Here is a 12,130-nt window from a genome sequence, read left to right as displayed (position 1 = left end):
AGGTACATTATTTAATGGCTCCATTTATCATAACTGCCAAAATACAGAGCATACTGAGGCTGAAAGCAAACATGACTTGGCCCCATTTTTTCTTGACTACTGCGTACATTGCAAATCCGAAGATCAATAAAAATGCACAAGCAAAAATCAAAAGTACTTGCTGGTATAAACCAGTGGAGGCATAATAATAAGGAGGTGTAAAATCATCTGGACCTACGGGAATTTCTGCATTTCCTAGGCGAAAATTAATCCATTCGCTCCAGTAAGAAAAAGCAAAAATTCCTGAGGATAGTATTGCCGCAAAGGCAAGAAAAACTTTGTTCATAGAGTTGACTTTCCTATACTTTTTTAACTTTAAGTGAAGTTCCTTCGGTGCTAATGACTTTGATAGCTTCTCCCTTGTCTATAAATTCTCCTCTAGAATAAGCGTCATAGACTTCGTCATCTATGACAATTTTACCGCTAGGCATCAGTCTAGTGTGTGCAATGCCTTCTTTTCCAAGAAGATTATCTGCATATGTAGAAGAAGAATAGCCATCTGTTCGCTGCTGTGTATTGGCTAATGCAATGGAGCTAAATGCTTGCCATTGATTCACTTTTGGTGCAAAATAGAAAATGAGAGCTATTGCGCATATGGCAGCTAAAATCACTGTCAGCAAAGCAACAAATAAATCCCCACTAGGGACAAATGTAAAATCAAAGGCATCATTTGGAATCATACCAAGGGTGAGGCCTGTTAATATTCCAATGATACCTAGAATTCCAAAAATTCCAAAACCAGGAATGACAAAGACTTCCACGAGCAAAAGTATGACGCCTACTATGAATATCGCGATCTCCCAATTTTCAGCCAATCCAGTGAGGTAGTAAGGGATGAAATATAAAATGATGGCCGTGAGGGATGCTGCCAAAGGGAAGCCCACTCCGGGGGTTTGTATCTCGAAATAAATTCCTGCGAAGATTACCAAAATCAAAAATCCACTGACAGCAGGGTTCAAAAAGAAGGAAATCACATTTTCTACTTTGGAGACTTCATAGGCCACAAATTCATAATCTTCTATTCCGAGAAGCTTCATGACTTCTTCCTTATTTTTAGCTTCTCCTTCGCTAAAACCATTGGCAATGGCTTCAGAGACAGAAAAGGTAATGACCGAGCCTTTCTCGGTTACTCCTGCAATTTCTAAATTTTGATCTACCATCGCCTCTGCGATTTTCGGGTCTCTTCCTTTAGCCTCAGCAGTGCTACGCATCATGGATCGCATATAAGATTGATATTTGTCAGGAGCTGCATCACCTCCGCCCCCCATGACGACCGTGGCAGCCCCGATACTACCTCCCGGCGCCATATAAATGCTATCACAGGCAATGGAGATCAGTGCACCAGCAGAAGCTGCGTCTTTGTTGATCCAGACATGGATAGGTTTTTCAAATTCCATGACCATGGTGCGGATATCATCGGCATCGTTGACAGCTCCTCCATAGGTATCCATTTCGATCAGCACCAAGTCAGCATTCTTTTTGGAGGCTTCTTCCAAAGCTAGTTTGACTTTGCGATTCATTCGAGGATCTATATTGTCATCGATTTTAAAAGTGAAAACAGATTTCTTGCCCGAGACCACTTCCTCCTCTTCCTGTGCTTGAAGCGTCTGGATTTGTGTAATCAGAAGGAAGGATAGACAAAAGAAAAACAGTTTGTTCATAGTTAGGTTAATTTTGATTTCAATATAGGAAATATTGAGCCTGTTGTGCAACATTACTTTGGTTTAACTTTTTTTTAATGGGAATCGTTTGTAATCGGAGAAAAATTACTGGAAAATCACCTTTGTTCAACAATCTGGTTTCATTCTTGTAAATGATAAAATTTATCTGAAATTTGTATCCATGAAATTAAACCATCCTATGAAACATATTATCCTTCTCGGTCTATTTTTTTCCTTTACGCTTGCTGTGCATGCACACACTCCTGCCTTGTTGGATTCCATTGGGATCGAAAAAGTTGGAGATAAGACTTTTATTATTCATGAAGTTTCACAAGGTGAAACGTTATTTGGTTTATCCAGAAGATATCAGGTAGCCGTGAATGACATCTTACAGTCCAACGACAATTTACAGGATGGATTGAAGATGGGTGCGCGGGTTAGGGTTCCTTACATTTCAAAAGCGGCACTTGCTCCTAACGAGCAAATCCACCGAGTAGCTGCGGGAGAAACCTTGTTTGCAATCTCAAGAAGATACAATGTGACTGTAAATGATATCTTGACTTGGAATGATCTGCAAGGGACAGACCTTAGTGTTGGTCAAGCGTTGGTTATCAAATCAGCCGCAGTAGCGGCTCCAGTTAGCAGCCCTGTGCCTAGCGCCACTCCGCCGGCTACAACAGCGCCGCCGGCCACTACTAAGGCAAGCAATACAACTACTAAAGCTGCCGAACCGGTGGTCACAGCTAAAACGGAGGTTACTCCAGAACCCAAGCGTGCTGCCACCGTAGAAAACACAAGTACCACAATTCCAGCAACAGTGGCTGGAGAATGGATTTCCCATACTGTGGAGGCTGGTGAAACTTTGTATGCGATTTCGAGGAAATACGAAGCTTCTATGAATGATTTGATTACTTGGAATAATTTGGCTTCTAATAACCTTCAAACAGGGCAAAAATTAAAAGTAGGCAGAACACAGGTATCAAGCGAAGATGTACCTGTGGTTAAGTCTACTGTGCCAGTAAAAGTTAATAATGAAAAGGTAGATGCTCGGGTGGTGGTTGAAAATCCATCCAATACAGCCGATACATCATTTAAAGATATCCGAGAAGCAGGTTTGGCAGAGGTTATTGACGGAACGGGAAATCATAAGAAGTATTTGGTCTTGCATCGAACGGCTCCTGTGGGCACGATTATGCGCGTGCGTAATGAGGAAAATGATGTGACAATTTTTGCCCGTGTAGTAGGTAAATTGCCTGATACCGGTGATAATAGCCGCTTATTGATTAAACTTTCGAAAGCAGCTTTTGATCAATTAAGAGCTGTCAACTCCCGCTTTCCTGTAGAGATTTCCTACTGAGAATAGCGGAGTGTTTTGATTTCCCTCAGGTACCTTGTACCTTTGGGGTTCGTTAATTGCCTCATGAATAAAGTACAACTGATACTCCATCACGTATTTAAGTTTATTTGGAATCTCATTTTTGTGATTTCCTATCCTGTAATCGCAACATTTGGGGTCTTGTTTATTGGGATGACCTATTTTTTTTCCGGCTTATCTAGGCTTTTGGCCAGTTTGAGAGGTAAAAAAAATGAGGTGGAATATGTGGATGTTTCGTGGAAGGAATTGCCTGGAACGAATGGCTTATTGGAGGGGAAAGTTTACAAACAAATTATGTTTGGTCCTAGGGGATTCCAGATTAGAAGAAAAGATGGGGTTCCATCCATTCTTCAAGATCATATTTTTGGAGCTAAAGTTAAGTATATTGAGCAAGGATTGATTTTGGAAAAATGGAATGCTACTGACTTCAAAGATATGCCGGATTTTGATATTTGCTTATATAATCCGGACGAGGATCAATTGACAGTCCTTACCCGTATCAAGTGCTTTGATTGGCATGTAGCAGCTATCCAAGACGAAGAGGTGCAGTTTAAATGGTTTGATGGTATCCAAGGTGGAGAAGTTAGCGTCACAATTTAATTTATGGATATCCAAGTTTTTTTAGATCAAAAGTATAGGCAGTATAATACGCTCGATTTTATAGAAACAGATCCGATTGCTATTCCTCATCTTTTTACCAAAAAGCAAGACATTGAAATTGCGGGTTTTTTTGCAGCTACTTTGGCGTGGGGGCAACGAAAGACGATTCTCAATAAATGCAAGGAATTATTAAGGTTGATGGATAATGATCCATATACGTTTATACTTCACCATCAGGAATCCGATTTAAAGCGATTTTTAACTTTTAAGCATCGGACTTTTAATGATATTGACACACTCTATTTCATAGAGTTTTTTTCCTGGTTTTACAGGAGGCATCATTCATTGGAGGAGGCTTTTACTATTGGTTATACCAAGGATGAGGCCATTATGGAGACTTTATTAACTAATTTCCATCGCTTGTTTTTTTCGTTGGAAAATGCCCCAAGCCGAACTCGGAAGCATGTAGCTACTCCGGCTAGGAAGGCAGCTTGCAAACGAATCAATATGTTTCTTCGATGGATGGTGAGAAAAGATGATTCCGCTGTGGATTTTGGGATTTGGAATACCATTCAGCCCTATCAATTAATCTGCCCATGTGATGTGCATGTGGATAGGGTAGGACGTAAACTTGGTCTTATCCAACGGAAACAAACGGATTGGTTGACTGCCTTGGAATTGACCGAACGTTTACGGACTTTTGACGTAAATGATCCTGTAAAATATGATTTTGCTTTGTTTGGTTTAGGAGTGGAAGAGAAATTTTAAAGCAATGACAAGAAAACGAATAATTTTGATTGACGATGATGCAGTGTCTAATTTAGTCACCAAACGCTCTATTCAGAAATCACATTTGCTAGATGATGTGGAAGAAATTTTCGTCTTCAATAATCCTTTTAAGGGTTTGGAGTTTTTGGAAAATGACTGGGATAATTCAGAGGTGGACACGGTGCTTCTTTTGGATATCAATATGCCCAAAATTGATGGGTTTCAGTTGATGGAAACTATTTCCACCTGGCCGAAAAAAAACAACCTTCAAGTAGCTATTCTGAGTTCTTCTGAACTTGGCTCTGATCGTGAGCGTGCATTTAGTTTCCCGTTGATGGGAGACTTTTTTTCCAAACCAATAGGATCAGATGCCATACACAGGTTAGTGGATATTTTTAATCGAATGTAGCTCTTCGACAGGCTCGGGTACTGTACATCGGTAAGCTTGAGGACTCAGCAATTCAGAAAAAAAGAAAGGAGATTGACAAAGAAAGGCCCTTCCTTACTACATCAATCTCCTCATCTCATAAAAACTTCTTTATTGCAAGTATGAGTCAGCAAGGCTGACCCATACTTTTAATTTATTGGGCGTTTACCCATCTTCAGATACCATGCGTGTTTTACCACTCTTGAAAGATATCGATGGTAGTGTTTTTTGCTTTTTCTACGAATGTTTTCCAAGCTCCTTCCATGAATTCTTTGTGAACCTCCATGGCTTCATTAGCAGCTTCTTTTGCTTGGTCGAACAATCGCTGTTCGGTAGGGCCTGGCTTGCCATAAGAAGAGCCTGCATAGCTTCTAGGTGCAAATAATCTGCTCATGGTAGTCGGGTAAAGGTTACGTACGATACCTTGACCTTCCCTGGTAGGACCGTAAAAAGCTTCACGGGTTTTATCTAATCCTTTTTTGGTTTCGTTGGCCAATTTCACCAGGTCTTTGACTTCTTGTGTGTCCACATCTTTCGCGAATGTCAGCAATTTGTCAATGGTGTTTTTAGCATCGTCCAATTGTCGGGTTGCTTTCATTACTTCCGATCCAAAGATTTCCACTTCCTTGATGAAGTCTTCTCGGGCTTTGAGATCTGCAAGATTAGCTTCAATTCTTGGATCTCCGTACACATTGATGGATGTTTCTGAAGTAGCATTCCCGTAGGAAAGAACTAATTTGTAGGTCCCTGGGATAGCTGGTCCACCGCTTGGTTCGAAGAAACCTCGTCTTCCACCTCCTTGACCCCCTCTACCCATTGGAGTCTCCGCGGCTGATTTTCTATCAAGATTCCAGATAACCCGATTGACACCTTGTTGGGGGATCGTTTTTAGGGTACGGATTTGCTCCCCTGATGCATTGAAAACTGCTATGCTGACAGTATCGAGTTTTTCTTTTCCGGGGTCATTGAGGATGAAATGTATTCTTCCCCCAAAAGCCCTATTTTCTCCTGCGTATTTGGCACTTGCAGCAAATCGTTCACCGTGGGGCTGATGGATTTCAGCTTGATAAGCATCAGAAGGTTGAATTGCAGTAATTATTCCAGCTGGTGCTTTCCCTAGATTTTGAGCATATGCTCTTAAGGGTCTAATGTCATCCAACACATACAAGGAACGGCCGAAAGTCCCGATCACTAGGTCAGCTTCGCGCTCTTGAATGACCATGTCATAGGTGGAGTTTGCTTTCGGGTATCCATGTCTCCATTGGTTCCATGTTTTGGCATTATCGAAACTCACATAAAGACCAAATTCAGTTCCTAGGAAAACCAAGTTAGGTTCTACTGGGTCTTGAATGATGGAAAGTGTGTAGCCCCATACCTTGCTGTCATCGGCAATACGCTCATAGCTGTTTCCGTAGTTTTTGGTACGGTAAGCGTATGCTGTGAAATCATTATTACGATAGTTGTTTGCGACGATCCATGCTTCAGCAGCATCGTAGCGGGATGCCTGAATTTGAGGGATCCAACTTGCAGTTGGGAATCCAGGCATTTTAGTTGATGTATTGGTCCAAGTTTTACCGCCATCGCGTGTCACCTGTACATTTCCATCATCTGTACCTACCCAGATTACATTTGGATCAATAGGACTAGGGGCGATCGCCAGAATAGTTGTGTGATTTTCCGCACCTGTAATATCGAAGGTCAAGCCTCCTGTTTCTTGTTGCTTTTGTTTTTCGGGGTCATTGGTAGTCAAATCTGGAGAAATGATCTCCCAAGTTTCACCTCGATCTGTGCTCTTATGCAAAAACTGACTTCCGTAATATATCGTCGCGTCATCATGCGGACACTGAGCTAAAGCCGCATTCCAGTTGAAGCGCAAGAATACATCTTTATCTGGATGGGTGGGTCTAATGGTTCTTTTATGACCAGTTTCCTTATCAAATCTAGCCAAGTTACCTCCTTGGGACATGGAGTAGCCATATCTGCTATCCGCAGGATCAGAGACTGCGTCAAATCCATCTCCAAACATGATTTCTTGCCAATAGGTGTTGCGGATGCCGTCTCTTCTCCAAACGTAAGCAGGGCCTACCCAACTCCCATTGTCTTGTAAGCCGCCATAAATATTGTAAGGAACCTCCTGGTCAACATTGATGTGATACCACTGTCCTACGGGGATATTTTCGGCAAAGTACCAAGTTTTGCCGCCATCCCGGGTGATATTTAAGCCTCCATCATTTCCATCGATCATCAAATTAGGATTATTTGGATTGATGTACCAAGCATGGTGATCTGGATGTACTCCTTCATAGGTCAGTAATTGAGTAAAGCTTTTTCCGCCATCTTCACTCATACCCACTCGAGAATAGAGGGTAAATAAACGATCGGCATTTTGCGGATCTGCGTGAATTTCAAAGTAGTAAAATGGGCGATCTCCAATTTCGGGTTTGTTATTGACCATTTTGAAGTTATCTCCACCGTCCAAAGATACATACAAGGCATTTTTAGAGGATTCGACCAAGGCATACACTTTGTTAGGATTGGCTTTTGAGATAGCAAGTCCCATTCTGCCTACATCACCTGAAGGCAAGCCGTTTTTATCGCTTAATTTTTTCCAGTTTTCTCCTCCATCGATGGTGACATATAATCCAGAAGAAGCTCCTCCCGACTTGAAAAACCAAGGATATCTTCTATGTTCCCACATGTTGACGAAGATTTTGTTGGGATTTGTAGGATCCATGATCATTTCGCCGACACCTGTTTTGGTATCTACGTACAAGATTTTCTTCCAAGTTTTGCCTCCATCAGTGGTTTTGTACACACCACGATCTTCTTGTTCACCCCAAGGAGACCCAATAGCACCAACAAATACCGTATTCGGGTCATCTGGGTGTACAATGATTCTATGGATAGCTCTTGTTTTTTCCAACCCCATCATTTCCCAGGTTTTACCAGCATCTAGGGATCGGTATACGCCATAACCAAGGTTAAGGGAGTTTCTAGGGTTTCCTTCACCAGTACCCACCCAAATGATGTTCGGGTTTTTTTGATAAATGGAGATTGCTCCGATGGAGTGAACCTTTTCTTCGTCAAAAATGGGTTCCCAGGTGATTCCGCCCGAAGTAGATTTCCAAATTCCGCCGGAAGCAGCTCCTGCATAGATGATTTCTGGTTGATCATCAACTGCATCAATTGCTGTAATTCTGCCACTCATGCCAGCAGGGCCGATGCTGCGGGCTTTCATGACAGCAAACTGGCTCATGTCTACTTGAGCCATACCGTTGAATGCCGGCAAACAGAAGAGCATTATAAAAAGCAATCCTATCCACTTGCTTTTTTTCATGTGTGTAAATGTATCTTTTATCATAGTATTTGATTAGTTACTACCATGAATTAACGGTATTGGAATGAACAAGCCTTCTATTTTCATACAGGGGGAAATAGGAATTGATAAATGGAGATCAGTGGAGTCCTGTCAGGTTATTTCATGAGAGGTTTGGGGGGTAAATGTTTTTGCTTTATTTTTCAAAAAAAATTAAATCCAAACGATATGATTAAATTCACAAAGCGAGCGATGCTGACGATGCTCCTTGCTGGGTTTGTAGCCTTGCAAGTAAGGGCTCAGGTAGAGCGTTGGCAGCAAAAGGCCGACTATGAAATGGAAGTTGACATGGATGTCAAAACCAATACATTTAAAGGAACACAAAAACTGCATTACACCAATAACTCTCCTGATACCCTGGATCGGGTGTTTTATCATTTATATTTCAATGCTTTTCAGCCGAATAGCATGATGGATGTGCGAAGCCGGACCATCCCTGATCCCGATCGTAGAGTTGGGGATCGTATTTTCAAGTTGCAGCCAGAGGAATATGGGGTCTTGAAAGCCAATTCATTGACTATGAATGGTAGACCTGTGAAATTTCATCATGAAGAAACCATCTTGGAGGTGGATTTGGTAGAGCCGATTTTACCAAATTCTACCGTTGTTTTCGAAATGGAATTTGAGGGTCAGGTACCACTGCAGATTAGAAGATCTGGCAGAGACAGCTCCGAAGGTGTCCGGTACTCTATGGCCCAGTGGTATCCTAAAATGGCGGCTTATGATGTGAGAGGTTGGCATGCTAATCCATATATTGGGCGCGAATTTTATGGGAATTTTGGACAGTTTGATGTCAAGATTACGATAGACAAAGATTATATCTTGGGTGGCACAGGTTATTTGCAAAATGCCAATGAAATTGGGCATGGATATGAGGATGCTGGAGTCCGTGTACCTACACCACGAGGGAATACCTTAACTTGGCACTTTGTGGCACCGGATGTGCATGATTTTATGTGGGCAGCGGATCCTAAATTTACCCACGAGAAGGTGCAGATGGAAAATGGTCCTATGTTGCATTTTTTATATATCAAATCAGATAAAACAGAAGAAAACTGGGAGCAATTAAAAGGGTATACGGCTGATGCGATGGCGTTTATGTCAGCCAATTTTGGGGAATATCCTTACAAGCAGTTTTCGGTGATTCAAGGAGGAGATGGCGGTATGGAATATCCGATGGCTACGCTGATCACTGGTCATAGAAATCTCAGAAGTCTAGTAGGTGTTACTGTCCATGAAATGATCCATATGTGGTATTATGGTGTGTTAGGTTTTAATGAGTCTTCTGAGGCTTGGTTGGACGAAGGCTTCACTACTTGGGGCACAGATGTGGTGATGGATGCAGTTTTTCAAAAAGCTAACGGCTTCGTAGTAGATGGTAGCTATCGTTCTTATTTTAGACTGGCAGGATCCGGAAACGAGGAACCTCTGACCACGCATGCAGATCATTACAATTTAAATTCTGCTTATGGTCCAGCAGTATATAGTAAAGGTGCTGTTTTTGTAGAGCAGATGGCCTACATCGTCGGTCAAGAAAATTTCAACAAGGCCATGCTTCGATTGTGGAATGATTGGAAATTTAAGCATCCTACTGGTCATGATGTAGTGCGCGTGTTTGAGCGTGTCAGCGGTTTAGAATTGGATTGGTATTACGATTATTTTATTGCCTCAACCAAAACAGTAGATTACGGAGTGAAATCAGTGGTCGGCGAAGGAGATCAGACAAAAATCACTTTGGAGAGGATTGGTTATATGCCTATGCCTTTGGATGTGGTGGTGACTTATGTGGACGGTAGCCAAGAATCTATTTATCTTCCACTTGTGATTATGAGGGGCGGTAAGCCTGAAGAAGCGGGCATGCCTGCGCGTGGAATGACTGAAAAATGGGCTTGGACTAATTACACCAAAGATGTGGTTTTGAATAAACCAATCGGTCAGATAAAAAGTATAGAAATAGATCCAAGTATGAGATTAGCTGACGTCAATAGAAGTAATAATACTTTTGAAGTCAGTGTTGCAATGCCTCAGAAGTAATTGTATATCCTTGGTTTAGAGTGATTTAAAATAAAAAAGGTGGCTGTAAGCCACCTTTTTTATTTCTTTAAATACGAAGAATTACTCAGCATTTTTCATGTCCTGAACTTCCTTACGGATGTCCTGAGCCAATGTTTTCAAATCCTGCATTCCTTTTCTTACTCTTGTACCGGCAGCTTGATTGCCTTTACTGTAGAATTTGTCAAAGTCGCCTTCGAGACTCATGATAAGATCTTTTATTTCGCTAAATCTGCTCATAATAAAAGTTGATTTTTAAGGTTGATGATAAGTTTATTTTGGTTTGAATATAGCTAAAATGTTTCTAAAACAACACTGTTAGCGATTTTTTTGATTTTTTTATTCACCGAAAGATAGTGCTAATTCGGTAGTTTTGTAATAACCGCTTACTAGTTTTTCTTTGACAGCCTCAAAAGCAGCAATTGTTTCTGCTACATCTTCCAAGGTATGGGTCGCCGTAGGGATTAGTCTAAGGATGATCATTCCCTTAGGAACAACTGGATAGATTACCACAGAACAGAAAATATTGTAGTTTTCTCTTAGGTCTTTACTCAAGGTTGCGGCTTCTCCTACGGTACCATTTAAGACTACTGGAGTAACTGGGGAGTTGGACTGCCCAGTACTGAATCCTTTTTCCCGCAAGCCATTGCCCAAGGCATTGACGATTTTCCAAAGATTTTCTTTCAATTCGGGCTGAGTGCGCAACAGCTCTAAGCGCTTCAGTGCACCTTCTACCAATAACATGGGCAGAGATTTAGCAAATATCTGTGAGCGCATGTTGTATTTGAGGAATCGAATAACATCTGCATCACCTGCGATGAATGCACCGATAGATGCCATGGATTTAGCAAATGTGGAGAAATATAAGTCGATATCGTCCTGTACACCTTGTTCCTCACCAGTGCCCGCACCGGTTTTGCCCATGGTACCGAATCCATGTGCATCGTCTACTAACAGTCTGAAATCAAATTTTTTCTTCAGCTCGACGATTTCTTTCAGTTTGCCTTGGTCACCTGTCATCCCGAATACTCCTTCTGTAATCACAAGTATGCCACCACCAGTTTCTTCTGCTAATTTGGTAGCGCGTTGCAGCTGTTTTTCGCAGTTTTCAATATCGTTGTGAGGGAATACAAAACGTTTGCCTAAATGCATACGTAAGGCATCGATGATACATGCATGACATTCTGAATCATACACTACCACATCTTTTCTGTCCAATACCGAATCTATCACTGATAAGATACCCTGATAGCCATAATTCAAAAGGTAAGAGCTTTCTTTTCCTACAAACTCCGCCAACTCTCTTTCCAACTGCTCGTGCAAATCTGTCTGTCCAGACATCATTCTGGCTCCCATAGGATAGGCTGCCCCCCATTTTGCTGCCGCATCTGCGTCTGCTTTTCTGATTTCCGGGTGATTTGCTAGACCTAAGTAATTGTTCAAACTCCACGTCAATACTTCTTTTCCCCTAAATTTCATTCGGGGAGCTATTTCCCCTTCTAATTTTGGAAAAGCAAAGTAGCCTTCTGCTAATTCTGAATGTTTGCCCAATGGGCCTAAATTCGTTTTTAGTTTTGCAAATAAATCCAAGGTATTTCGATTTAAGATGATTACAACATTTAACTTCTGTATTTTCAGGTTAAAAAACCGTTCAAAAGTAATACAATTAGTTTTGCCGTGCAAAAATACCGATGGTATTTAACCGTGTTGGATTATTAGAAGCTAGCGAGGATGGTTGATTTTGGGTCAGCAAGTTGCTTGAGCGTCTATTGGTGACTTCGTGAGATAATCCTATTTTGAATGGTTCTTACAGAAATTTACCAGTGCAGCTA

General features: G+C 41.5%; 10 protein-coding genes. 5 read left to right on the top strand and 5 right to left on the bottom strand.

From position 1 onward, the window contains the following. Window positions 1-7: 7 nt before the first annotated feature. Together IPZ59_RS18530 and IPZ59_RS18525 are read right to left on the bottom strand one after the other, a co-directional pair. Window positions 8-325, bottom strand: coding sequence for a hypothetical protein (locus tag IPZ59_RS18530; RefSeq protein WP_236137526.1), 318 nt, complete (start codon window positions 323-325; stop codon window positions 8-10). Between the two features lie 13 nt (window positions 326-338). After that, window positions 339-1,700, bottom strand: a complete 1,362-nt coding sequence (locus IPZ59_RS18525; protein ID WP_236137525.1) for an NfeD family protein — start codon at window positions 1,698-1,700, stop codon at window positions 339-341. A 199-nt stretch (window positions 1,701-1,899) separates the two neighbouring features. Between IPZ59_RS18525 and IPZ59_RS18520 the strand changes: the two genes are divergently transcribed. From IPZ59_RS18520 to IPZ59_RS18505, 4 genes are all read left to right on the top strand, one after another. Beyond that, window positions 1,900-3,057, top strand: a complete 1,158-nt coding sequence (locus tag IPZ59_RS18520) for a LysM peptidoglycan-binding domain-containing protein (protein ID WP_236137524.1) — start codon at window positions 1,900-1,902, stop codon at window positions 3,055-3,057. A 63-nt stretch (window positions 3,058-3,120) separates the two neighbouring features. Then, window positions 3,121-3,675, top strand: a complete 555-nt coding sequence (locus IPZ59_RS18515; RefSeq protein WP_236137523.1) for a hypothetical protein — start codon at window positions 3,121-3,123, stop codon at window positions 3,673-3,675. Between the two features lie 3 nt (window positions 3,676-3,678). Then, window positions 3,679-4,443 carry a TIGR02757 family protein gene (locus IPZ59_RS18510; protein ID WP_236137522.1) on the top strand — a complete coding sequence of 255 codons (765 nt, stop codon included), beginning with the start codon at window positions 3,679-3,681 and terminating at the stop codon, window positions 4,441-4,443. Window positions 4,444-4,447: 4 nt separating this feature from the next. After that, the gene (locus IPZ59_RS18505) at window positions 4,448-4,852 is read left to right on the top strand and encodes a response regulator (RefSeq protein WP_236137521.1); all 405 of its coding nucleotides are present in this window, start codon (window positions 4,448-4,450) and stop codon (window positions 4,850-4,852) included. A gap of 211 nt (window positions 4,853-5,063) precedes the next feature. On the opposite strand, the gene IPZ59_RS18500 is transcribed toward IPZ59_RS18505, so the two are convergent. After that, complete coding sequence (locus IPZ59_RS18500) at window positions 5,064-8,171, bottom strand: VPS10 domain-containing protein (RefSeq protein WP_236139836.1); 3,108 nt, start codon at window positions 8,169-8,171, stop codon at window positions 5,064-5,066. A 267-nt stretch (window positions 8,172-8,438) separates the two neighbouring features. Between IPZ59_RS18500 and IPZ59_RS18495 the strand changes: the two genes are divergently transcribed. Next, the gene (locus tag IPZ59_RS18495; protein ID WP_236139835.1) at window positions 8,439-10,280 is read left to right on the top strand and encodes a M1 family metallopeptidase; all 1,842 of its coding nucleotides are present in this window, start codon (window positions 8,439-8,441) and stop codon (window positions 10,278-10,280) included. 81 nt (window positions 10,281-10,361) lie between these two features. Here the strand turns inward: IPZ59_RS18495 and IPZ59_RS18490 are convergent, their stop codons facing one another. Beyond that, window positions 10,362-10,538 (bottom strand): histone H1, encoded by a 177-nt coding sequence (locus IPZ59_RS18490; RefSeq protein WP_236137520.1) that lies wholly within the window; start codon window positions 10,536-10,538, stop codon window positions 10,362-10,364. Window positions 10,539-10,637: 99 nt separating this feature from the next. Further along, the gene (locus IPZ59_RS18485) at window positions 10,638-11,888 is read right to left on the bottom strand and encodes an aminotransferase class I/II-fold pyridoxal phosphate-dependent enzyme (protein WP_236137519.1); all 1,251 of its coding nucleotides are present in this window, start codon (window positions 11,886-11,888) and stop codon (window positions 10,638-10,640) included. Between the last annotated feature and the right edge of the window lie 242 nt (window positions 11,889-12,130).

It is taken from the genome of Mongoliitalea daihaiensis, assembly GCF_021596945.1.
GTDB classification, from domain to species: domain Bacteria; phylum Bacteroidota; class Bacteroidia; order Cytophagales; family Cyclobacteriaceae; genus Mongoliitalea; species Mongoliitalea daihaiensis.
This window is presented reverse-complemented; position numbering and strand designations above follow the sequence as displayed.

What these genes read in the sequence shown, in the direction of transcription:
- IPZ59_RS18530 (WP_236137526.1), bottom strand. Translation starts at nt 325, where the DNA reads ATGAACAAAGTTTTTCTTGCCTTTGCGGCAATACTATCCTCAGGAATT.
- IPZ59_RS18525 (WP_236137525.1), bottom strand. Translation starts at nt 1,700, where the DNA reads ATGAACAAACTGTTTTTCTTTTGTCTATCCTTCCTTCTGATTACACAA.
- IPZ59_RS18520 (WP_236137524.1), top strand. Translation starts at nt 1,900, where the DNA reads ATGAAACATATTATCCTTCTCGGTCTATTTTTTTCCTTTACGCTTGCT.
- IPZ59_RS18515 (WP_236137523.1), top strand. Translation starts at nt 3,121, where the DNA reads ATGAATAAAGTACAACTGATACTCCATCACGTATTTAAGTTTATTTGG.
- IPZ59_RS18510 (WP_236137522.1), top strand. Translation starts at nt 3,679, where the DNA reads ATGGATATCCAAGTTTTTTTAGATCAAAAGTATAGGCAGTATAATACG.
- IPZ59_RS18505 (WP_236137521.1), top strand. Translation starts at nt 4,448, where the DNA reads ATGACAAGAAAACGAATAATTTTGATTGACGATGATGCAGTGTCTAAT.
- IPZ59_RS18500 (WP_236139836.1), bottom strand. Translation starts at nt 8,171, where the DNA reads ATGCTCTTCTGTTTGCCGGCATTCAACGGTATGGCTCAAGTAGACATG.
- IPZ59_RS18495 (WP_236139835.1), top strand. Translation starts at nt 8,439, where the DNA reads ATGCTGACGATGCTCCTTGCTGGGTTTGTAGCCTTGCAAGTAAGGGCT.
- IPZ59_RS18490 (WP_236137520.1), bottom strand. Translation starts at nt 10,538, where the DNA reads ATGAGCAGATTTAGCGAAATAAAAGATCTTATCATGAGTCTCGAAGGC.